This window comes from Geomonas propionica, from assembly GCF_016458235.1.
Classification (GTDB): Bacteria; Desulfobacterota; Desulfuromonadia; order Geobacterales; family Geobacteraceae; genus Geomonas; species Geomonas propionica.
Genome location: NZ_JAEMHK010000014.1, coordinates 36,820 through 57,857 on the forward strand (window position 1 = coordinate 36,820; position 21,038 = coordinate 57,857).

At 62.1% G+C, this 21,038-nt stretch carries 14 protein-coding genes; 10 read left to right on the top strand and 4 right to left on the bottom strand.

The annotated features are described in order from the left end of the window. Nucleotides 1–39: 39 nt before the first annotated feature. The 3 genes from JFN90_RS17150 to JFN90_RS17160 all read right to left on the bottom strand — a co-directional run bounded on the left by JFN90_RS17150 (nucleotide 40) and on the right by JFN90_RS17160 (nucleotide 4,004). Nucleotides 40–237, bottom strand: a complete 198-nt coding sequence (locus tag JFN90_RS17150; RefSeq protein ID WP_199396340.1) for a hypothetical protein — start codon at nucleotides 235–237, stop codon at nucleotides 40–42. A gap of 376 nt (nucleotides 238–613) precedes the next feature. Beyond that, nucleotides 614–1,996 carry a sigma-54-dependent transcriptional regulator gene (locus JFN90_RS17155; RefSeq protein ID WP_199396341.1) on the bottom strand — a complete coding sequence of 461 codons (1,383 nt, stop codon included), beginning with the start codon at nucleotides 1,994–1,996 and terminating at the stop codon, nucleotides 614–616. A gap of 37 nt (nucleotides 1,997–2,033) precedes the next feature. Beyond that, the gene (locus JFN90_RS17160; RefSeq protein WP_199396342.1) at nucleotides 2,034–4,004 is read right to left on the bottom strand and encodes a cache domain-containing protein; all 1,971 of its coding nucleotides are present in this window, start codon (nucleotides 4,002–4,004) and stop codon (nucleotides 2,034–2,036) included. Between the two features lie 236 nt (nucleotides 4,005–4,240). Between JFN90_RS17160 and JFN90_RS17165 the strand changes: the two genes are divergently transcribed. Next, nucleotides 4,241–5,146 (top strand): DUF2156 domain-containing protein, encoded by a 906-nt coding sequence (locus JFN90_RS17165; RefSeq protein ID WP_199396343.1) that lies wholly within the window; start codon nucleotides 4,241–4,243, stop codon nucleotides 5,144–5,146. Here JFN90_RS17165 and mnmH read toward each other — a convergent pair. Beyond that, nucleotides 5,143–6,180: a tRNA 2-selenouridine(34) synthase MnmH gene (gene mnmH, locus JFN90_RS17170; protein WP_199396344.1), complete on the bottom strand. Its 1,038-nt coding sequence runs from the start codon at nucleotides 6,178–6,180 to the stop codon at nucleotides 5,143–5,145. The genes JFN90_RS17165 and mnmH overlap by 4 nt on opposite strands. A 424-nt stretch (nucleotides 6,181–6,604) precedes the next feature. On the opposite strand from mnmH, the gene secA reads away from it, so the two are divergent. The 9 genes from secA to JFN90_RS17215 all read left to right on the top strand — a co-directional run bounded on the left by secA (nucleotide 6,605) and on the right by JFN90_RS17215 (nucleotide 20,946). After that, a complete protein-coding gene (gene secA / locus JFN90_RS17175) occupies nucleotides 6,605–9,487 on the top strand; it encodes a preprotein translocase subunit SecA (protein ID WP_199396345.1) in 2,883 nt (960 codons plus the stop codon). A 215-nt stretch (nucleotides 9,488–9,702) separates the two neighbouring features. Continuing rightward, nucleotides 9,703–10,878, top strand: a complete 1,176-nt coding sequence (argJ, locus tag JFN90_RS17180; RefSeq protein ID WP_199396346.1) for a bifunctional glutamate N-acetyltransferase/amino-acid acetyltransferase ArgJ — start codon at nucleotides 9,703–9,705, stop codon at nucleotides 10,876–10,878. Nucleotides 10,879–10,966: 88 nt separating this feature from the next. Beyond that, nucleotides 10,967–11,374, top strand: coding sequence for a DUF2914 domain-containing protein (locus JFN90_RS17185; RefSeq protein ID WP_199396347.1), 408 nt, complete (start codon nucleotides 10,967–10,969; stop codon nucleotides 11,372–11,374). Between the two features lie 36 nt (nucleotides 11,375–11,410). Continuing rightward, the gene (locus JFN90_RS17190; protein WP_199396348.1) at nucleotides 11,411–12,589 is read left to right on the top strand and encodes a serine hydrolase domain-containing protein; all 1,179 of its coding nucleotides are present in this window, start codon (nucleotides 11,411–11,413) and stop codon (nucleotides 12,587–12,589) included. A gap of 237 nt (nucleotides 12,590–12,826) precedes the next feature. Then, nucleotides 12,827–14,140 carry a response regulator gene (locus tag JFN90_RS17195; RefSeq protein WP_199396349.1) on the top strand — a complete coding sequence of 438 codons (1,314 nt, stop codon included), beginning with the start codon at nucleotides 12,827–12,829 and terminating at the stop codon, nucleotides 14,138–14,140. 278 nt (nucleotides 14,141–14,418) lie between these two features. After that, nucleotides 14,419–17,085 (top strand): valine--tRNA ligase, encoded by a 2,667-nt coding sequence (locus JFN90_RS17200; protein WP_199396350.1) that lies wholly within the window; start codon nucleotides 14,419–14,421, stop codon nucleotides 17,083–17,085. 100 nt (nucleotides 17,086–17,185) lie between these two features. Further along, nucleotides 17,186–18,010 (top strand): prepilin peptidase, encoded by an 825-nt coding sequence (locus tag JFN90_RS17205; protein WP_199396351.1) that lies wholly within the window; start codon nucleotides 17,186–17,188, stop codon nucleotides 18,008–18,010. An 11-nt stretch (nucleotides 18,011–18,021) separates the two neighbouring features. Continuing rightward, the gene (locus JFN90_RS17210; protein WP_199396352.1) at nucleotides 18,022–19,500 is read left to right on the top strand and encodes a sensor histidine kinase; all 1,479 of its coding nucleotides are present in this window, start codon (nucleotides 18,022–18,024) and stop codon (nucleotides 19,498–19,500) included. Nucleotides 19,501–19,578: 78 nt separating this feature from the next. After that, nucleotides 19,579–20,946: a sigma-54-dependent transcriptional regulator gene (locus tag JFN90_RS17215; protein WP_199396353.1), complete on the top strand. Its 1,368-nt coding sequence runs from the start codon at nucleotides 19,579–19,581 to the stop codon at nucleotides 20,944–20,946. Nucleotides 20,947–21,038: the final 92 nt, after the last annotated feature.

The window sequence follows — 21,038 nt, forward strand, 5'->3', positions numbered from 1 at the left end:
TGCTGCTTTGATTCGTCCCCGCCCGGCTTCACCCGTCGGCTACACCAGGCAGAGGTTGGAATCGAGTTGCCCGGCCGGGACCCGGTCGGACAGCTCCTGGTATTTGAGGCACTCCCTGTGACGGCAACTGCAGAAGGTGATGATCTGCTTGACGTCGTGCGGCGAGATGTAGCCGCACCCCACGTCGCAGTAATCATCATTTTTGCCGAAGAAGGGGCAGACCGTCGCTTGCTGCATAGGACCTCATACCTTTTTACAACGTAAAGAAAGGGTGACGTAAACAGTGTTAGCAACTGGCGTACCAATTTGGCGTTTACCGGCAAATGGGTTGCAAAACAACGGAATACCAGAGGGTTGCGAGGTGTGACTTAGCGGGGGTGGGCGGCGGCGAGCGGGACGCTTTTGCAGAATCGCGAAGAAAGATTAAAGGGTGGCGACGCAGGAGTTAACTTTTCCCGCTGGGGGTGACTCGGAGCTGGCAGCGTTAAAATGGTGGTAAAACGGGTGGTTACGTGTCAAGGGGCGTGTAGTGCGGCTGCATTTGCAAGCCTGCAAGGGGGGGAGTCCCGTTTTTTGCATTGCTGCAAAAGCGGGCGTCACTTTGGTGAGGGCGTTAGCTGTTGTACTCGTCCTTCCTGATGCCGTATTTCTTGATCTTGCGGTAGATGGTGGCCATGTTGGCACCGGCCTCCTTGGCGGCCGCCTCCACGTTGCCCTGGTTCTTGCGCAAAAGCCCCCTCAGGTACTCGGTTTCAAAGCGCATCAGCGCCTTGGAGTATTCCCCCTCCTCGGAGAGCGCCTCGCCGGCGGTTTCCGTGGGAACCACCTCGATGAACTGGGACAGCACCGGCAGGGTGATGTAGTCGCTGCTCTCCATGGCGATGCAGGCCTCGATCACGTTTTTGAGCTGGCGGATGTTGCCCGGCCACGGGAATTCCACCGCGGCCTCCATGGCGTCGTGGGTAAGCCCTTTGATGTGGGTGCCGAACTTGGTGTTCTGCAGCGAGATGAAGTGTGCCGCCAGGAGGGCGATGTCGTCCCTGCGCTGGCGCAGCGGGGGGAGGTGGATGTTGACCACGTTCAGGCGGTAGTAGAGGTCCTCGCGGAACTCTCCCGCCTTCACCCCCTGCTTCATGTCGGCGTTGGTCGCGGAGAGGATGCGGACGTCGACCTTGGTCGGGGTGGGGTCGCCCAGCCGGTTGAACTCCTGCTCCTGGAGAAAACGCAGCAGGGTCTTTTGCACGGTCATAGGGAGGTTGCCCACCTCGTCCAGAAAGAGGGTGCCCCCGTCGGCGGTCTCCAGGAGGCCGCGCCTGTTCTCGGTGGCGCCGGTGAAGGCGCCCTTCTTGTAGCCGAAGAGTTCGCTTTCCAAAAGGGAGGCGGGGAGGGCGCCGCAGTTGATGGCGACGAACTTCTTCTCCTTCCTGGGGGAGTTGTAGTGTACCGCCTGCGCGATCAGTTCCTTGCCGGTTCCGGACTCGCCGGTGATGAGCACGGAGGTGTCGCGCACGGCCAGCTTCTCGACCCGCTCCAGCACCTCCTTGAGCGCGGTGGAGGCGCCGATGATGTTGCCGAAGTTGAAGCGCCCGACCAGCTCCTCGCGCAGCTCGCGGTTCTCCTCCATGAGGCGGGTGTGCTGCAGCGCGTTCTTGACCCGGTACAGCAGTTCCTCCGGTTCGAACGGCTTGGTGAGCATGTCATAGGCACCCTTCCGCAGGGCCTGGATGGACATCTCCACGGTGGCGTAGGCGGTCACCATGATCACCGGTATGGCGGGGTCCTTCTGCTTCACCTTCTGCAGCAGCTCGAGCCCGTCCATCCCCGGCATCTTGATGTCGGTGACCAGGAGATCCCACTGGCCGGCCTGGAAGCTCTCGGCGGCTTCGAAGCTCCTGGTGAACGCGGAGACCGCATAACCGTTATCGGAAAGGACCGCCTCCATCATCCGGCACAGCCCCTCCTCGTTATCCACCAACATCACCCGTTTTTTGGTCATGGACCTACTCCGTCAGCCGCGCGGGGGCGGCGGTAATTCAATAGTATTCATCCCTTTTCAAGGGAAGGCGCACCTCGACCGTGGTCCCCGCGCCGATCGTGCTCTCTATGCCGATCTTGCCGTGATGCTGCTCCACGATCTGCCTGGTGATGGCAAGCCCCAGCCCGGTCCCCTTCACCTTGGTGGTGAAGAAGGGCTCGAAGATCTTTTCCATGTGCTCGGGCGAGATCCCTGCGCCGTTGTCGCGGAACTTGAGGCTCACCCACTCCTCGCCGCCGGCCTCGGTGCTGACCACCAGCTCGCCACCTTTTTGCATGGCCGCCCCCGCATTGAGGATCAGGTTGATGGCCACCTGGCGCAGTTGGTCGCCGTCCACCATGATGGGCGGCAGGGTGTGGTCGAAGCTCTTTTTCACGCTGACGTGGTGCATGTCGGTGTGGTTGGCGGCGAAGTCGACGATCTGTTCCAAAAGCTCGTTGATGTCGGTCTCCTCAAGCACCGGCTGCGGCGTCCGGGCGTAGGAGAGGAGATCCTGGACGATCTTCTTGCAGCGCTTGCTCTCGCGCTTGATCTCGTGGATGAACTTGTAGTTGGGATCCTCGGGCGTGAGCTTGTTCTCGATGTAAGCCGCGTAGCCCAGGATGACCCCCAGCGGGTTGTTGATCTCGTGGGCGACCCCCGAGGAGAGGACGCCGAGCGAAGCCATCTTCCCCTGCTGGGCGAGATTTGCCTCTAACTCTTTGTTGTGCTTGATGATCCTGGTCATCCGGTTGAAGGCGTGGGCCAGTTCGCCCAGTTCGTCCTCGGAGTCGACCGGCATGGTCTCGTCCAGCCGTCCCTGTTTGACCCTGCGGATCACCTCGATCATCCGGCTGATCGGCTCGGTCATCACGCGCGAGGCGAGCAGCACCATGAACACCGACAGCACCGAGATCAGGATGGTGAGCACCACCATGCTCTCCAGGATGCGCCCCTTGATGGCGTTGGCCTCCTGGTAGAATTCCTCCTCGTAGGAACCGACCGCCACGATCCAGTTCCAGGGCTCGAAGTACTCGTAGCGCACGATCTTCATGCGCGGCGCCTCCTCCCCCTTGTTCTTCCAGGGGTAGCGGATCCAGCCGTTTTTGCGCTCGCACATCTCCTTGATGAAGTGCTGGCCGTTGGAGTCCTGGGCGTTGAGGAAGTTCCTCCCCTCGCCGGTGGGGTGGATCATGAAGTTGCCGGAGCTGTCCATGGCGTAGATGTAGCCGGTCTTGCCCACCTTCTTGCTCTTGATCTTTTCCTTGAGGGCCTCAAAGGAGCGCCGCTCGAAGGCGAGGTCCTCGTAGGTCTCCTCGAGGTAGCCGCCGGCGGCGATGATCCAGTCCCATTCCTTGAAGTAGCGGTAGGCAACCACCTTCTTCCTGAGCGACTTGTCGCCCAAGGCCGCGTTCTTCCAGGGGTAGACGATGTAGAGCACCTCGCCCGGCTTGGCGCGGTGCGCCTTCTCGATCATCTCCTTGATGAAGTAGCGGCCGGTCTCGTCCCGGCTCTCGGAGACGTTGGTCCCCTCCTGGGCCACGTGAACCTTCAGCTCGCCGCGGCTGTTCATGGCGTAGATGTAGCCGGTCTTGCCGACGTTCACCTTGAGGAGCGCGCTTCTCGCCTCGTGCATGGCGGTGGCCAGGTCCATGCGTCCGGACTTTTGCAGGTTGTGCTGGCTCTTGACCACGTTGTAGGCCAGTTCGCTCACCGTGCTCAGCTCTTCGTGGAAGCTCTTTTCCTTGTCCTGCTTGTAGACCTGGAACTGCTGATAGTGGGAGTTCAAAAGGTCGACCGTGAAGGAAGCCATGTGCTGCAGGTCGTCCTTGCTGGTCTGGGTGATGCCGAGATAGGCCTGCTTGGTGGAGATGTAACCGATGATGCCCCCCACCAGGAAGATGGGGATGATCACCAGGGGGAGCACCAGTACCACCATTTTCCAGCGCAGTTTCAGGTTCTTTATGAAGTTGAAGAGATATCTCTGCACTGCTCCCCCGGAAAAATCCGTTTTCTTTTTGCGCTATTTCCTAATTCTCTTTAACTGGACAGTGCCGCATTCTGCTTTATGATTACTGGCTTTGCGATTGCCAAACAGCTTTTTGCAAATGCTGATGGTAGAGTAACCGCGATACTACCGTATACGGTGAGGGAAATGCCAGTCCTTTTTTCGCAATTCTGCAAAAAAATGAGTATACTGACACAGATTTTTCCCGGGAGAGACAGATGGAGATTCCACGTTACCCACAAAGCCGCGGCATCGACTTGCAGGACAAGCCACTGTTGGACGTGCTTTTCGCCGAGTTGCAGCCCCGCGTCTCGGAACTGACCTTCGCCAACCTGTACCTGTTCCGCAAGGTGCACGAGTACCGACTGACGCTTGTGGGCGACGCGGTGGCGGCTCTCGGGCGCGGCTACGACGGCTCCGCCTACTTTCTCACTCCCTTTGGCGGCGACATCGCCGCGGCGACCCGGGAGTTGCTGGACCAGGGGCTTACCCTGTACGGCGCCGACGACGGCTTCCTCACCCGTTACCTGGACGGGGGGGAGGGCGTGGAGGCGACCGCGGATCGCAACAATTTCGACTACCTGCACCTGAAAGAAGAGATGGCGCAGTTAAACGGCAAGCAGTACCACAAGAAGAAAAACCGGGTGAACTACTTCCTCAACCGGCACCGGCACCAGGTGGAGATACTGAACGACGGGCACCTGCCCGGGGCGCTCGCGCTCCTGGAGGAGTGGGGGCGGGTCAGGACGGAGATCGTGCCGCGGGGGCTGGGAGAGGGTGGCTCGGTGCAGGGGGAGATCGAGGGGACGGCGGAGGCGCTCAGGCTGCACCGCGAGCTGGGGCTGTCCGGGGTGGTGATCCTGGTGGATGGCGCCGTGCGGGGCTTCGCGCTCGGGGAGCGGCTGAACCGGGAGACGGCGGTGTGTCACTTCGAGAAGGGAGATCTCTTCATGGAGGGGCTGTACCAGTTGCTGGACCGGGAGTTTTCCCGGCTTTTGTTCACCGAGTGCACCTACCTGAACCGGGAGCAGGACCTCGGTGAGGAGTCGCTGCGACAGGCGAAGCTTTCTTACCATCCGGTGGAGATGGTGGTGAAGTATCGGGTGAGGAAGGGCAGGGGCTAGGGGCTGGGGGGTAGGGCCAGCCGCGCGGCCAGGACCTTTTCCAACTCTTCGGCCGCCCGGTCGAAATCCTCCATGTCGAGGTTGAAGTCCGCTTCCCAGGTCCGGTTCTTGTAATACACCTTGTCGTAGTAGTCGCAGACCAGCCCGGTCATGAATTCCTTCATCTCCCAGCGCTCGAGGTTTTCCGCCAGTTCGTCGCACCGCTTTCCACCCAGCTTCTTCCTGATGCGCTGCAGGGCGACGCCCATCTCTTCCTTGTATTCGGGGAGGCCATATTCCTCGATCAGCCTGCGCACCCGGGTCTCCAGGCTAGCGTGGCACCACACCCGGACCCCCTGCGCCATCTTCTGGTAGAAGTCCCCGGGCAGAGAGACGCGGCCGATGCGCTCGCTTTCCCCTTCCAGGATCAGCGGTTGCCCCGCCGGCGCCTTGCGAATCGCGTCCCACAAGAGGGTTTCGAAGCGCTTCTGGGTGAGATCCTGGTTCAGACCGAGTTGGCCGAAGGCGGAACCGCGGTGACAGGCGAGCCCTTCCAGGTCGAGCACCGAGTTGCCCCGCTCCTTGAGGCGCTGCAACAGCGTGGTCTTGCCGATGCCGGTCATGCCGTGCAGCACGACGAGCGGTGTCTTGGGCAGGTAGGGCGTGAAGTACTCGCCGACCACGTGGCGATAGCTCTTGTAGCCGCCGATCAGCTGGGTCGCTTTCACCCCGGCGAGATCGAGGATCGAGGTGACCGTCTTGCTGCGCAGCCCGCCGCGCCAACAGTAGACCAGAACGGGACGGCCGGCAGCGCTGTCGGCGATCTGCCGCACCATCTCGGGGAAGCGGTGCGCGGTCAGTTCCAGCCCGCGCCGGCGGGCAGCGTAGGGGCCCTGCTCCTTGTGCAGGATGCCGATCTCGACCCTTTCCTCGTTGTCCAGCAGCGGAACGTTGATCGCACCGGGAATATGGTCTTCCAGGTATTCCAGGGGGGAACGGACGTCCACCAGCAGGTGGCTGTCCAGAAGTTCTTCGTTGAATGGGGTTGTTTCCACGTACAGGGGCTCCTTTTTGGCGGGCTCATTATAAAGACGCGCCGCCGTGATTGCAACAACCAGGGCGAATAATTCCACCGAGGGAGGGGGCTGGCTCCGCCAGGTGCCTGTCCCCTTTGGGTTTTCTCCACTGCCTGGGTAAGTGGCGCCAGCGGAATGTAGCGTTCCGCTAGAGGGACGGGCACCTAACGGAGCCAGTCCCTTCTGCTACCACCGCCCTCTCCAGAGAGGTAGGTATGAGGGGAGGGGGGCGGAACAGTTGTCACGGTCAGGCTTCTACTGGTGCTTCTGGTTCACTCACACTCTTTTCTAGGGGGGCGCAAATGGCTCATAGCAGGCGCCTTTTCAGTTGAGGGTTTCTCACTTTTGTGGTAGCGTACACTGTTTTTTTTATCCTGTTTTTACTGCTAAGGAGATTTCATAGATGTTTGGCGCGCTTATAAAGAAGTTTGTCGGCAGCAAGAACGAGCGGGAACTGAAGCGTCTTTGGCCCATTGTGGAGCGTATCAACCAATTGGAAGCCGAAATCGTCAAACTCTCCGACGACGAACTGCGCGGCAAGACCGCCCAGTTCAAAGAGCGCTATGCCAAGGGTGAGAGCCTGGACAACATGCTCCCCGAGGCCTTCGCCGTCTGCCGCGAAGCCGGCAAGCGCGTGCTGGGCATGCGCCACTTCGATGTGCAGCTGATCGGCGGCATGGTGCTTCACTCCGGCAAGATCGCCGAGATGAAGACCGGCGAGGGCAAGACCCTGGTGGCTACCCTTCCTTCCTATCTCAACGGCATCTCCGGCAAAGGCGTGCACGTGGTCACGGTCAACGACTACCTGGCCAAGCGCGACGCCGACTGGATGGGGCGCATCCATAAATTCCTGGGGCTGTCGGTAGGGGTCATCGTGCACGGCCTGGAGGACTGGGAGCGCCGCGAGGCCTACGCCGCCGACGTCACCTACGGCACCAACAACGAGTTCGGCTTCGACTACCTGCGCGACAACATGAAGTTCGACCTGGCGGACTACGTCCAGCGTCCCTTCAACTTCGCCGTCGTCGACGAGGTCGACTCTATCCTCATCGACGAGGCGAGGACGCCGCTCATCATCTCCGGCCCCACCGAGGACTCCACCGACAAGTACTACATCATCGACCGCATCATCCCCATGCTCAAGAAGGGCGAGGTGATCGAGGTCGAGGCCAACACCCTCTCGGGCAAGAGAAAGACCTATACCGGCGATTTCACCGTCGACGAAAAGGCGAAGAGCGCCTCCCTCACCGAGGAAGGGGTGCTGAAGGTCGAGCAGCTTCTGAAGATCGACAACCTTTACGATCCGCGCAACATGGAGATGCTGCACCACACCCAGCAGGCGCTCAGGGCGCACGCCCTGTTCAAGCGCGACGTGGACTACGTGGTGCGCGACAACGAGGTCCTCATCGTCGACGAGTTCACCGGCCGGCTCATGCCGGGGCGCCGCTGGTCCGACGGCCTGCACCAGGCTATCGAGGCTAAGGAAGGGGCGAAGATCGAGAACGAAAACCAGACCCTCGCCACCATCACCTTCCAGAACTACTTCCGCATGTACGACAAGCTCTCGGGCATGACCGGTACCGCCGACACCGAGGCGGAGGAGTTCCACAAGATCTACAAGCTGGACGTGGTGGTCATCCCGACCAACCGTCCGCTCTTGCGCCCGGACTTCCCGGATGTGATCTACAAGACCGAGCGCGAGAAGTTCAACGCGGTCATCGCCGAGATCAAGGAACTGCACGAGAAGGGGCAACCGGTTCTGGTCGGCACCATCTCCATCGAGAAGTCCGAACAACTCGCCGAGCTTTTGAAGCGTGAGGGGATCCCGCGCTTCGTCTTGAACGCGAAGCAGCACGAGAAGGAAGCGGAGATCGTGGCCCAGGCCGGGCGCAAGGGGATGGTCACCATCGCCACCAACATGGCCGGCCGCGGTACCGACATCGTCTTGGGCGGCAATCCCGACGGCCTGGCTCGCCAGGAGTTCGGCGGCACCCAGGAGACCAAGGCCGAGGCGTTCGTGCAGGCTTACGTCGAGGCGCAGGCGAACGGCCTGGCTGAGAAAGAGCTGCTGCAGGCGCTGGAGCGGGACTACCCTGGTTGCTCCGCTGCGGTTGCCGGCTACCTGGACGCGCACGAAGAGATCGATTTCGAGGAACTGCAGGGGCTGGTGCTCCCGGTATTCAAGAAGCAGTTCGACGCGCTGGTGGAAAAATACAAGCCGACCTGCGCCGTCGAGCACGACGAGGTGGTGGCTCTCGGCGGTCTGCACATCCTGGGCACCGAGCGCCACGAATCGCGCCGCATCGACAACCAGCTGCGCGGCCGTTCCGGCCGTCAGGGTGACCCGGGCTCCTCGCGCTTCTACCTCTCGCTCGAGGATGACCTGTTGCGCATCTTCGGGTCCGAGCGCGTCTCCATGATCATGGACAAACTTGGCATCGAGGAAGGGGAGGCGATCACCCACGGCCTGATCACCAGGGCCATCGAGAACGCCCAGAAGAAGGTCGAGGCGCACAACTTCGAGATCAGGAAGCACCTGATCGAGTACGACGACGTCATGAACAAGCAGCGCGAGGTGATCTACACCCAGCGCAAAGAGATCCTGGCCGGCAACGAGATCAGGAAGAGCTTCGTCGGCATGCTGGACGACACCGTCACCGACGTGGTCGGGGCCTTCGTCATCGACCGCACCCCGGCGCGCGAGTGGGACTGGCAGGGGATCACCGACACGGTATTCAAGCTGTTCGGCTTCAACCTGGACCTCACCCCGGAGCTCTTCGACCGCATCACCCCGGTGAACTTCGAGGACACCCTGAGAAGCGGCACCCGTGATCGCTTCAACGCGAAGGTCACCGAATTCGGCGACGAACTCATGGACCACCTGATCAAGGTGATCATGCTGCAGGTCATCGACACCCAGTGGAAGGACCACCTCCTTTCCATCGACCACCTGAAGGAAGGGATCGGCCTGCGCGGCTACGGCCAGAAGGACCCGAAACAGGAGTACAAGCGCGAGGCATACCAGCTCTTCATGGACATGATGAACAGGATTCGCCAGGAAGTGGTGGAGAAGATCTTCTGGGTCCAGGTCGGGACCGAGGAGGACATCGAGCAGTTGGAGCTGGAGCAGCCCAAGCCGCAGAAGATGGTCTTCAACCTCGTGGAGGAAGAGGACGAGGAGGCGCCCGGCAAGGGGAGCCCCATCAAGAGCGCGAGGAATGCCGGCCGCAACGAGCCCTGCCCCTGCGGCAGCGGCAAGAAGTACAAGAAGTGCTGCGGTAAGTAGAGAGGCCGTTCAACGTTCAACGTTCGACGTTAAAAAACGCAATCTGCGATCTAACGGGCGTGGTGACTTGCCATGTCCGGTTGCCGCAGCTGCAGCGTGGTCGGACATAGAACGTGAACGGTAACTGTTACGTCCCCCGTACCGGGGTGGCGGCCGCAGGCACGTAGCTCCCTCGAACATTGAACGTTGAACGTTGAACCGTTTTTGGAGGTTCCATGAAAGGTTTTCGCTTTGCCGCCGTTGAGGCGGCCATCAAGAAGCCGGGGCGGCTCGACCTGGCGCTGATATTTTCCGATCTTCCCGCCCAGGTGGCGGCGGTTTATACCACCAACAAGGTCCAGGCAGCCCCTGTCATCATCTCGCGCCAGCGCTCGCAAAACGGCAGGTGCCGCGCGCTCTTGGTCAACAGCGGCAACGCCAATGCCTGCACCGGTGAACAGGGAATGACTGACGCACTCGAGTGCGGCAGGAAAACCGCCGAGGCCCTCGGGCTCTCCGACGAGGAACTGCTGATCGCCTCGACCGGCGTCATCGGCCAGCCCCTCCCTATGGAACGCTTCCGCAAGGGGATCCAGCCCCTGGTCGATGGGCTCGACCACGGCACGCTGGACGACGTGGCCAAGGCCATCATGACCACCGACACCTTCGAGAAGATCGAGCGCCGCAGCGGCGAGGCCGGCGGCAAGCCCTACAGCATCTGGGGTATTGCCAAGGGAGCCGGGATGATCCATCCCAACATGGCCACCATGCTCTCCTTCCTGGTCACCGACGCCAACGTGGACGGCGCTTTCCTGACGAGCGCCTTCACCCAGGCTGTCGATGGCTCGTTCAACGCCATCACCGTGGACAACGACACCTCCACCAACGATACGGCCCTCATCTTCGCCAACGGCGCAGCCGGGAACTCCGTCATCAAGGGGGGAACCCCGGAAGGGGCCGCCTTCGCCGCGCTCTTGCACGACCTGCTCCTCTCCCTGGCCAAGCTCATCGTCAAGGACGGTGAGGGGGCGACCAAGTTTGTCGAGATCAGGGTGAAAGGTGGCGCGACCCAGGCCGACGCCAAGAAGGCAGCGCTCGCAGTCGCCAACTCCATGCTGGTCAAGACCGCCTTCTTCGGCCAGGATGCCAACTGGGGCAGGATCATTGCCGCCATCGGGTACTCCGGCGCGCAGGTGGAGCAGGAGCGGGTAGAGATCCGGTTCGACGATGTGATCATGGCGACCGGAGGTATCTTCGCCGGCGGCGACGCCGAGGCGGCAGGCACCCGCGTGCTGCAGCAAAAGGAATTCAAGGTCACCATCAACCTGAACATCGGCGGCGGCGAGGCCGTGGTTTACACCAGCGACCTCTCCTACGACTACGTCCGCATCAACGCCGACTACAGGACCTGATCAGGCACCCAACGCTGCCGCTTCCCCCCGGGGCGGCACCGGCGTCACAGCCGGTATCCCACTCTCCGCAAGCGCTGCTGGAGGCACAATGAGCCGTACCTCGATTCTTTCGATCGCAACCGCTGTAGTGTTGGCAACCCTCGCCGGCTGGAGCCAGTCGTGGGCGGGCGACTTGAAAATCACGGAGATGGCGGTCACCACCAAGATCGTCAAAGGAAACCCGATCGACTCGGTGCGCCGCATCTCGTCCACCTCGGTCAAGGCGCTCTACTGTTTCACCAGATTCTCCGCACCCGAGGATACCGACACCACCATCAAGCAGATCTGGTATCTGAACGATGAGGCTGTGGCGGAGTACGAGCTGCCGGTCAAAGGGGCCCACTGGCGCACTTACAGCCGCAAAGCGGTGGAAAAGGGGCTCTCCGGCGAGTGGCGCTGCGACGCCGTGGACACCGAGGGGAAGGTCCTCAAGTCGGTCAGTTTCCGGATGAATTAACCAGGGCAGTATCTAGCAAGGACCAAGAGAACCACATTGAGATTTAACACGTATCTTCGGGTGCGCTTGCGCCCCCTTTTGAGCAGCATCTGCGGTTGCCTGTTGGTCATCTTCTTCATCTCCAACTGCCGCGCCGCCGACCAGCCCCGTATCGACTCCCTGATGAACGAGGCGATGGCCCGCAACCTCATTGCCGGCGGCGTCGTCCTCATCGGCAACCGCGACAAGATCCTCTTCGAGAAGGCCTACGGGCGCATCTCCCCGTTTCCCGACGCACCCCCCATGGCCACCGACACCATCTTCGACGTCGCCTCGCTGACCAAGGTGATTGCGACCACCCCCTCCATCCTGAAGCTTGCGGAAGAGGGACGGATCTCCCTGCTCGATCCCGTCGTCAAGTGGTTCCCGGAACTGGCAGGGAAGGGGAAGGACGCCATCCTGGTGATGAACCTACTCACCCACACCTCGGGGCTGGACGACGTCCCGCTCTCCAGCGCCGCCCCCTTGCAAAGCGCCATCGACGGCGTCGCCGCTCAAAAGCTGAAAGGCGACGTCGGGAGCCGTTTTCACTACGCCGACCTGAACTTCATCCTGCTTGCGGAGCTGGTGCGCCGCGCCACCGGCGCTCCGCTCGACCTCTACACGCAGGTCTCTTTCTACCGTCCGCTGGGCATGACCGACACCGCCTTTCACCCCAGGGAGGCCGGGCGCTGCTCCGGGACCATCAGCGACGACCGCGTCCTGTTCGGCGAGCCCCAGGACTACCTGTGCCGCCAGTTGGGAGGGGTGGCCGGGCACGCCGGTCTCTTCGCCACCGCACGCGACCTGTCCCGCTTCTGCCGCATGATGCTCTCCGGCGGCACCCTGGACGGGAGACGGGTTCTCGCCAAGCGCACCGTGGACCAGATGACGGCGCCGTACTTCTCCCGCGGCGGGGCGGTGGTCCGGGGACTGGGTTGGGACATCTCCTCTCCCTTCTCCGCACCACGGGGACAGGGATTCTCCCGGGTCTCCTTCGGCCACACCGGGTACTCCGGGTCGTCGATCTGGATCGACCCGGCCACCGACACCTTCGTTATCCTGCTCACGGCGCGCCTGGAATACAGAAAGACCCACGAGTTCAACAAGTTGCGCGGTGATATCTCCACGCTTGCCGCGCAGATCTTCGGCATTCCCGTCGAGTTCGGGGACATGGCGCGTTTCAATGACGAGTGATTAATAAGAAAGGGCAAAAACCTTGACACTCTACGCCCTTTATGCTAGTTTTTTTTACCATTTTTAGTGTCATACTGGTTATATTTGCGCCTTATTACCAACTGCCAATTATGTCTGTCCTGTGTGCGAGAAATCCTGAGAGCCTCTTCCCGGATCATCTCTGTATCAGTCGGACTACTGGAATTGGTCGTGGCAACACAACTCCTGAAGTAAGGTTCCTAAGTAGAGGGGGGATAGATGGGCAATAGACTGCTCCTCGCCGATGACAGCATCACCATCCAGAAGGTCGTGGCGATCATCTTCGCCAATGAGGAGTTTGAACTGACCGTTGTCGACAACGGTACTGCTGCCCTTGAGAAGGCGCGGGAGACCAAGCCGGACGTGATGCTGGTCGACGCGCTGATGCCCGGCAAGACCGGCTACGAGGTCTGCGCTGAGATTCGCCGCGACCCCGTGCTCGGCGCGGTCCCCATCATCCTCCTGATAGGCGCGTTCGAGCCGCTGGACGAGGAGAAGGCGCGCGAATGCGGCGCCGACGCCACTATCTCAAAGCCCTTCGAATCGCAGCAGTTGATCGACCGGGTCAAGGAAATGCTGGAACTGGGCAAGACCCGCAAGACCGCTCCCCCCGTGCCACAACCGGCAGCCTCCGATGCCGCCGAGGAACTCTGGGGCGACCTTTCTTCTCTCGATGCCATGGCCCCGGCTACACCCGCTGCCCCGGCAGCCCCGACTGCCCCGGCAGCCGCCGCGCCCGCCGCCGCTGCCGCTGCAGCCCCGGCGCCCGCAGATGAAGACATCTGGGAGAGCGTCGGCATGGAGACCGAACCCGCCTGGGACTCCTCCGCCGCGCCGCAAGAGCCCGTCTGGGAAGCCCCGGCAGCCCCCGCGCAGCCGGTGGCCGCCGCTCCCGAGGCGCAGCTGGAGCCGGTCGAGGCGAGCACAGAGGATGATCTCTGGGGCGCCTTTGAACTGGAGGAAGAGACTCCCGCCGTCGAGGAGCCGTCCGAGCTGTTTGGCGTGGTGGAGCCGGAGGGGTATGAATCCGAGTTCGAGGCAGAAGAGGTGTTCAGCTTCGACGAGTCCGAAGAGATAGAAGAAACCGGCCCTGCGCTCGAACTGGAGGAGCCGGTCGTCGACTCCTCGCTCACCGTCAGCGAGGAGGAGTTCTTCGCCTTCAGCGAGGAGTCGGAACCGGCCGCAGTTGCCGTCCCGGCGCAGGCCGAGACCGAGGCTGAGGCCGAGGCGTTCGGCGTGCCGGTGTACGAGCCGTTCGAGTTCGAGGGGGAGGAGCCTGCAGCACCGGCCGCGGCACCCGTTGCCCCCGCAGCACCGGCAGCACCCGTTGCCCCCGCACAGACCGCAGCACCGGCTGCAGCAGCGCCGCAGACGGCTACCGTTGCCGAACTGACCGAGGACCAACTGGTGGCCGCACTTTCCAAGGTGTCCCGCGAGGTGATCGAGCGGATCGTGTGGGAAGTGGTGCCTGACCTGGCCGAGGTGATCATCAAGGAAGAGATCCGGAAACTGAAGAGCGGCGTCCGCGGCTAAAGCGGACGTCTCTTGCGCATCCGCTTATGAAACAGGGGATTTTACGATCCCCTTTTTCATTATTCGCCCGTCCCCCTTCTTTGCCCATGACCTCCCTCTCCCACCGGGAGAGGGCCGGGGTGAGGGCGCTGCGATAGGCGATACCTTTCCCGAGAACGTTTCCCTCGCCCGGCCTCCGGCCACCCTCTCCCAGGGGGAGAGGGGATGAGGGAAGAGGCTATAGATACAAGCTATGCAGGCTCCGCCTGCTAAAGCATTTTTCCCATGAGGTAGATTAGATGGCAAACAAAGAGCTGGAAAAGGTTTACGAGCCGAAAAGCGTTGAGCAGAAGTGGTACCAGGAGTGGGAAGGGAAGGGCTACTTCCATGCCACCGTCCCCTCCGACAAGCCGGGATACTCCATCGTCATCCCCCCCCCGAACATCACCGGCGTGCTGCACATGGGCCACGCCCTGAACAATACCCTGCAGGACATCCTGTGCCGCTGGAAGAGGATGAGCGGCTACAACGTGCTCTGGATGCCGGGCACCGACCACGCTGGCATCGCGACCCAGAACGTGGTCGAGCGCCAGCTGGCCGCCGAAGGCAAGGACCGCTTCGAGCTGGGCCGCGACGCCTTCATCGAGCGCGTCTGGCAGTGGAAGGGGGAGTCCGGCGGGCAGATCATCGGCCAGCTTAAAAGGCTCGGCGCCTCCTGTGACTGGGAGCGCGAGCGCTTCACCATGGACGCCGGTCTTTCCAAGGCGGTGCGCGAGGTGTTCGTGCGCCTGTACGAAGAGAAGCTCATCTACCGCGACAACCGCCTGATCAACTGGTGTCCGCGCTGCCACACCGCTCTCTCGGACATCGAGGTCGAGCACGAGGACAAGGCGGGCAACCTCTGGCACCTGCGCTACCCGGTAGTGGGAAGCGACGAGTTCCTGGTGGTCGCCACCACCCGTCCCGAGACCATGCTGGGCGATACCGCCGTGGCCGTGCACCCCGAGGACGAGCGCTACAGCCACCTGATCGGCAAGAAGATCATGCTGCCGCTGGTGAACCGCGAGATCCCGGTCATCGCCGATGACTACGTCGACCGCGAGTTCGGCACCGGCGTGGTGAAGATTACCCCGGCGCACGACTTCAACGACTTCGAAATGGGCCTCAGGCACAACCTCGACCGCATCAACGTCTTCGACGAGTCCGGCGTGGTGAACGCCGCCGGCAAGCAGTACGAGGGGATGGAACGCTTCGCCGCCAGGAAACAGGTGGTGGCTGACCTCGAAGCGGCCGGGCTTCTGGAGAAGATCCAGGACCACGCCCTTTCCGTCGGCGGTTGCTACCGCTGCAAGACCGTGGTCGAACCGTACATGTCGCTGCAGTGGTACGTGAAGGTGGGACCGCTGGCCGAGCGCGCCCTGGGCGCCGTCAAGGACGGGCGCACCAAGATCGTGCCGCAGCAGTGGGAAAACACCTACTACGACTGGATGGAGAACATCCGCGACTGGTGCATCTCGCGCCAGATCTGGTGGGGACACCGGATTCCCGCCTGGTACTGCGACCACTGCGGTCACATCACGGTGGCCAAGGAAGATCCGACTTCGTGCGCCCAGTGCGGCTCCGACGAGATCCGCCAGGAAACCGACGTGCTCGATACCTGGTTCTCCTCGGCTCTCTGGCCCTTCTCCACCATGGGGTGGCCGGAGAAGACCCCGGAGCTGTCGGCTTTCTACCCGACCTCCTGCCTGGTCACCGGCTTCGACATACTCTTCTTCTGGGTGGCCCGCATGATGATGATGGGGCTGCATTTCATGGACGAGGTTCCTTTCACCGACGTCTACATCCACGCCCTGGTGCGCGACGCCCAGGGGCAGAAGATGTCCAAGTCCAAGGGGAACGTGATCGATCCGCTCACCGTGATCGATGCCTACGGCACCGACGCCTTCCGATTCACTCTGGCCGCCTTTGCCGCGCAGGGGCGCGACATCAAGCTCGCCGAGGAGCGGATCGCCGGCTACCGCAACTTCGCCAACAAGATCTGGAACGCTTCCCGCTTCGCCATGATGAACCTGGAAGGGTTTGACCCGGACCAGGTCGATGTCGCATCGCTCAAGCTCTCCAACGCCGACCGCTGGATCCTGTACCGTCTGAACGAGGCCGCCGGTTCGTTGGACTCGGCGCTTGCGGGCTTCCGCTTCAACGAGGCGGCAAGCGAGCTGTACCGCTTCACCTGGAGCGAGTTCTGCGACTGGTATATCGAGCTGGCCAAAGACGACCTCTACAAGGGCGACGCCGAGCGCCAGGCTGCGTCCAAGTACGTGCTCTGGCTGGTGCTGGAGAATCTCTTGCGCCTCTTGCATCCTTTCATGCCCTTCATCACCGAGGAGATCTGGCAGGCCCTGCCCAAGAAGAAGGGCGCCGCCGATTCCATCATGATCGCCGACTTCCCGACCCCGTGCGAGGAGTGGGCTGGCTACGCCTCCGCCGCCGCCGAGATGGAGCTGGTCATGGAAGTCATCAAGGGGATCAGGAACATCAGGGGCGAGATGGAAGTCGCGCCGAGCAAGCAGATCGCCGCCATCCTCGACTGCAAGTCCCCGGCGAGCCTGGCGCTTTTGAAGAAGAACGAGGTGTACGTGATGAGCCTCGCGCGTCTTTCCGACCTCGCCATCGGCCAGGGGATCGAGCGTCCCGCCGAGGCATCGCTGCAGGTGGCCGGTGACGTCGAGATCATCGTGCCGCTCAAGGGCCTCGTGAACGTCGAGGAAGAAGAGAAGCGTCTTGGCAAGGAGATCGCGAAGATCGAGAAGGACATCGAGTTCCTGTCCAAGAAGCTGGAGAACCCGAGCTTCATCGAGCGCGCCCCCGCCGACGTGGTCGAGAAAGAGCGCGAGAAGATCGCCGAGTTTGGCAACAAGAAAAAGCTCCTCCAGGAGAGCCTGGAGAAGATCCTGAGGCTGAAGTAAACTGCAGGGGCTAGGGGATAGGGACTAGGGGCTAGTAAATCCAAGAGATTTTCTCCAGCCCCCAGCCCCTAGCCCCTAGCCCCTGTTTCACGAGGTTTCCTTGTCGCCCTACATCACCTACGCCGTATTCGCTTTCGTCTTCGGGGCCGTGGTCGGCTCTTTCCTGAACGTCTGCATCTGCCGGATGCCCAACGACGAGTCGGTGGTGTCGCCTCCGTCGCACTGCCCCAAGTGCGACTACCAGATCCGCTGGTACGACAACATCCCCATCCTGAGCTACCTGCTGCTGCGCGGCAAATGCCGCTCCTGCGGGACGCCGATCTCCATCCAGTATCCGCTGGTCGAACTCCTGAACGGCGTACTCTCCCTGGCCCTTTTCTTCAAGTTCTTTCCGCAGCGCCTGTTCGAGGACGGGGCGCCGATCCACTTTCTGTTCACCGGGATGTTCTACTTCAGCGTACTCTTCGTGTTCTGCAGCGCCCTGGTGGTGACCACCTTCATCGACCTGGAGCACCAGATCATCCCTGACCGCATCACCCTGCCCGGCATCATCCTCGGCTTCGTGATCTCCTTCTTCATCCCGCAACTGGGTTGGTTCAACTCCCTGATCGGCATCGTGGCCGGAGGGGGGAGCCTGCTCCTCATCGCCTGGCTCTACCAGGTGGTCGCCAAGAAAGACGGCATGGGAGGGGGCGACGTAAAGCTGCTGGCCATGATGGGCGCCTTCCTGGGGTGGCAGTCGATCCTCTTCATCATCTTCGTTTCTTCGCTGCTGGGATCGATCATCGGCGTCACCCTGATGCTGATCCGCAAAAAGGATTCCACGCTCGCCATACCGTTCGGGCCGTTTCTGGCCGGCGGCGCACTGCTCTACGTCTTCTACGGCGGGCGCATTATCCACTGGTACCTGAACATGGGACGCTGAAACGGCCCCTTATGAAACCATCCCGTTTCAGCCTCACTTTCTACATCCTCTCCGCCCTGAGCATGCTGCTCGTGCTCACCTGGCTCCTCCTCTCTCTCATCTCCTTCAAGACCGCCGAAAACGATCTGCTGGCCCAGAACGCGGACGAGGCGCGCGTGCTTGCCTCAAGCATCATGCTGCTCCTACCGCGACCGGTGGTGCCCCCGGAGCCCGGGAGTGCCACCTTCAGGTACATCGAAAATCTGCGCAAGCACCAGCGTTTTGAAGGGCTGCTTGTCGTCGACAGGGTGGGGCAGCCGCTGTACACGGTCTCCGTGCGAGGAGGGGCGGACGCCACCCTGCTGGAGGTCATGCACAGCGGTCACGGAACGTTCCTGGTTTCACCGGACGGGAGTACCGGGCGCAGTTATCAGCCGGTCATAGAGCAGGGCAAGGTGGTGGGTGGGGTACGGGTCACCGTTTCTTTGGCCTCGGCGCAGGAGCGCCTGAAGAGTTCCCGTCATTTTTTTATCGCCTATTTCGTCCTGGACTTTCTGCTCCTGCTGATTTTAGGCTCCTTTCTGCTGTCGCGCTCCGTGGTTCAACCAATAAGGAAGCTTTTGGGTGCCACGCGCCGGATCACCGCCGGCGACCTGGGGGTGACCGTGCAGATCCAAGGCAGCACCGAGGTTGCCGAGCTTTCCGATGCCTTCAACACCATGACCATTGCCCTGAGGGGCAAGCGGGTGGAAGTCGAGGAGAAGGTGGCGTCGCTGAAGTGGACCAACAAGGAGCTGGTCGAGGCGAGAAACGAGACGGTCCGTTCCGAGAAGATGGCATCCGTCGGGCTCCTGGCCGCCGGGATGGCGCACGAAATCGGCACGCCCTTGGCGGCGATCATGGGGTACAGCGCGCTGCTCGCTGAAGACCTGGCCGCTGATCCGGAAAAGTCCGACTACCTGCGTCGCATCGAGGAGGAGTCCCGGCGTATTGACCGCATCGTGCGTGGCCTTTTGGATTATGCCCGTCCCAAGCGTGTGCAGTGGGAGGAGGTTGACATCCGGCCGTTACTGGACAAGGTGGTGGAGCTCCTGGCGGACCAGGGCGTGCTGAAGCACCTCGATGTATCCGTCGAAGTCGAGGAGGGGCTTGCCACCGTGCATGCCGATCCGCACCAGGTTGAGCAGCTGTTGATCAACCTCATAGTGAACGCCCGGGATGCGATGCCGCAGGGAGGGAAGCTGTGGTTAAAGGGAAGTCGCGCTGGATCCGAAGTAGTCATCGAGGTGGTGGACAGCGGCGAGGGGATGCCGCCTGAGTTGCTCAGCAAGGTTTTCGATCCGTTTTTCACCACCAAGGAGCCGGGTAAGGGGACCGGTCTTGGTTTGGCGATAGCGGCGCGGATAGCCGAGTCCTGTGGAGGCCGCCTAGACGTGCAGAGCGAGCTCGGCAAGGGTAGCCGTTTCACCCTGTCCCTCCCTGCCAGTGAAAAAGCAGGGACTAGGGGCTAGGGGGCAGGGTGGCAGGGTGGGGTTTACCCACCGTAGCTGCCTGCGCTAGCAGGCGTTTAGCGAAGGCGGGAGTGCGCAGTGGCCGAGAAGAAGAAAATCCTGGTGGTGGACGATGAGGCGAACCTGCGCCACATGCTCCAGGTCCTCCTGAAAAAGCAGGGCTACCTGGTTGAGCAGTCCTCAGACGGCGCCGACGCCCTGGCGAAGGCGCGCGAGGGGGAGTACGCCTTCATCCTGTGCGACATCCGGATGCCGGTCATGGACGGCAAAAGGTTCCTGGCCGCCTGCACCGAATCCGGCGTCGGCGCCACCATCATCATGATGTCCGCCTACGGCACCGTCGACGATGCCATCGAGTGCATGAAACTGGGTGCCTACGACTACATCTCCAAACCCTTCAACAGCGACGAGATCTCCCTGGTGCTGAAGAAGGCGGAGGAGCGGGAGCGGCTCAAGGACGAGAACCGCAGGCTGCGCGCGGCGGTGCGGGGACGGGTTTTCCCGGACATCATCAGCAACAACGACCGCATGGCCCAGATCATGGAACTGGTCAAAAAGCTCTCCGGGCACAAGACCACGGTCCTGATCCAAGGCGAATCCGGCACCGGCAAGGAACTGGTGGCGCGGGCGCTGCACAACTGCGGCGTGCGTCGCCAGGCCCCTTTCGTCGCCGTCAACTGCGGCGCCATTCCCGCCTCGCTGCTGGAGAGCGAGCTCTTCGGGCACGTCAAGGGCGCCTTCACCGATGCCAGCCACGACAAGATCGGTCTCTTCGAGGAAGCCGACGGCGGCACCCTGTTCCTGGATGAGATCGGGGAGCTGCCGCTGTCGCTCCAGGTCAAACTGCTGCGGGTGCTGCAGGAGGAGGAGATACGCCCCCTCGGCGCGGCCGCCGCCCAAAAAGTCGACGTCCGGGTGGTCTCCGCCACCAGCAGGGACCTGACCCGGGAAGTAGCGGCGGGAAGGTTCCGCGAGGACCTTTATTTCCGCATCAACGTCTTCGCCCTTTCCCTCCCTCCCTTGCGGGAGCGGGTGGAAGATGTGCCGCTGTTGGTGGACCACTTCCTGGAGAAGCACGGCGAACGCATGGGTGTGCCCGGGGTGCGCCCCACGCCCGAGGCGCTGCAGGCGCTGGTCCGCTACGGCTGGCCGGGGAATGTGCGGGAGCTGGAAAACTGCGTCGAACGCGGCCTGGTCCTCTGCGACGGCGTCACCCTGGGACTTGCCTCCCTCCCGGAGGTGGTGCGCAGGGGGGCGGGGGGGGGGCGCAGAGGGGAGGGGCTGCCCGATTCCCTCTCGATAAAAAAGGGTGCCGAAGCGCTGGAGCGGCAGTTGATCATGCGCGCGTTGGAACAGACGGCGGGGAACCGGACCCACGCGGCGCGGCTTTTGGAGATCAGCCACCGGGCCCTGCTCTACAAGCTCAAAGAGTATGACTTGGGCTAGCGTCCGGGGCTGCTGCGGTGCCCGATCACGGCCAAGGTGCCAATTTTTTGCGGGGAAGGCGCCTCAGCTATGAAAAAAATGCGTAGTTTTTT

Bases quoted from the DNA above. Each gene is read 5' to 3' on its own strand.
- secA (WP_199396345.1), top strand. From the start codon at position 6,605: ATGTTTGGCGCGCTTATAAAGAAGTTTGTCGGCAGCAAGAACGAGCGG.
- JFN90_RS17210 (WP_199396352.1), top strand. From the start codon at position 18,022: ATGAAACCATCCCGTTTCAGCCTCACTTTCTACATCCTCTCCGCCCTG.
- JFN90_RS17195 (WP_199396349.1), top strand. From the start codon at position 12,827: ATGGGCAATAGACTGCTCCTCGCCGATGACAGCATCACCATCCAGAAG.
- JFN90_RS17165 (WP_199396343.1), top strand. From the start codon at position 4,241: ATGGAGATTCCACGTTACCCACAAAGCCGCGGCATCGACTTGCAGGAC.
- argJ (WP_199396346.1), top strand. From the start codon at position 9,703: ATGAAAGGTTTTCGCTTTGCCGCCGTTGAGGCGGCCATCAAGAAGCCG.
- JFN90_RS17155 (WP_199396341.1), bottom strand. From the start codon at position 1,996: ATGACCAAAAAACGGGTGATGTTGGTGGATAACGAGGAGGGGCTGTGC.
- JFN90_RS17200 (WP_199396350.1), top strand. From the start codon at position 14,419: ATGGCAAACAAAGAGCTGGAAAAGGTTTACGAGCCGAAAAGCGTTGAG.
- JFN90_RS17150 (WP_199396340.1), bottom strand. From the start codon at position 237: ATGCAGCAAGCGACGGTCTGCCCCTTCTTCGGCAAAAATGATGATTAC.
- JFN90_RS17185 (WP_199396347.1), top strand. From the start codon at position 10,967: ATGAGCCGTACCTCGATTCTTTCGATCGCAACCGCTGTAGTGTTGGCA.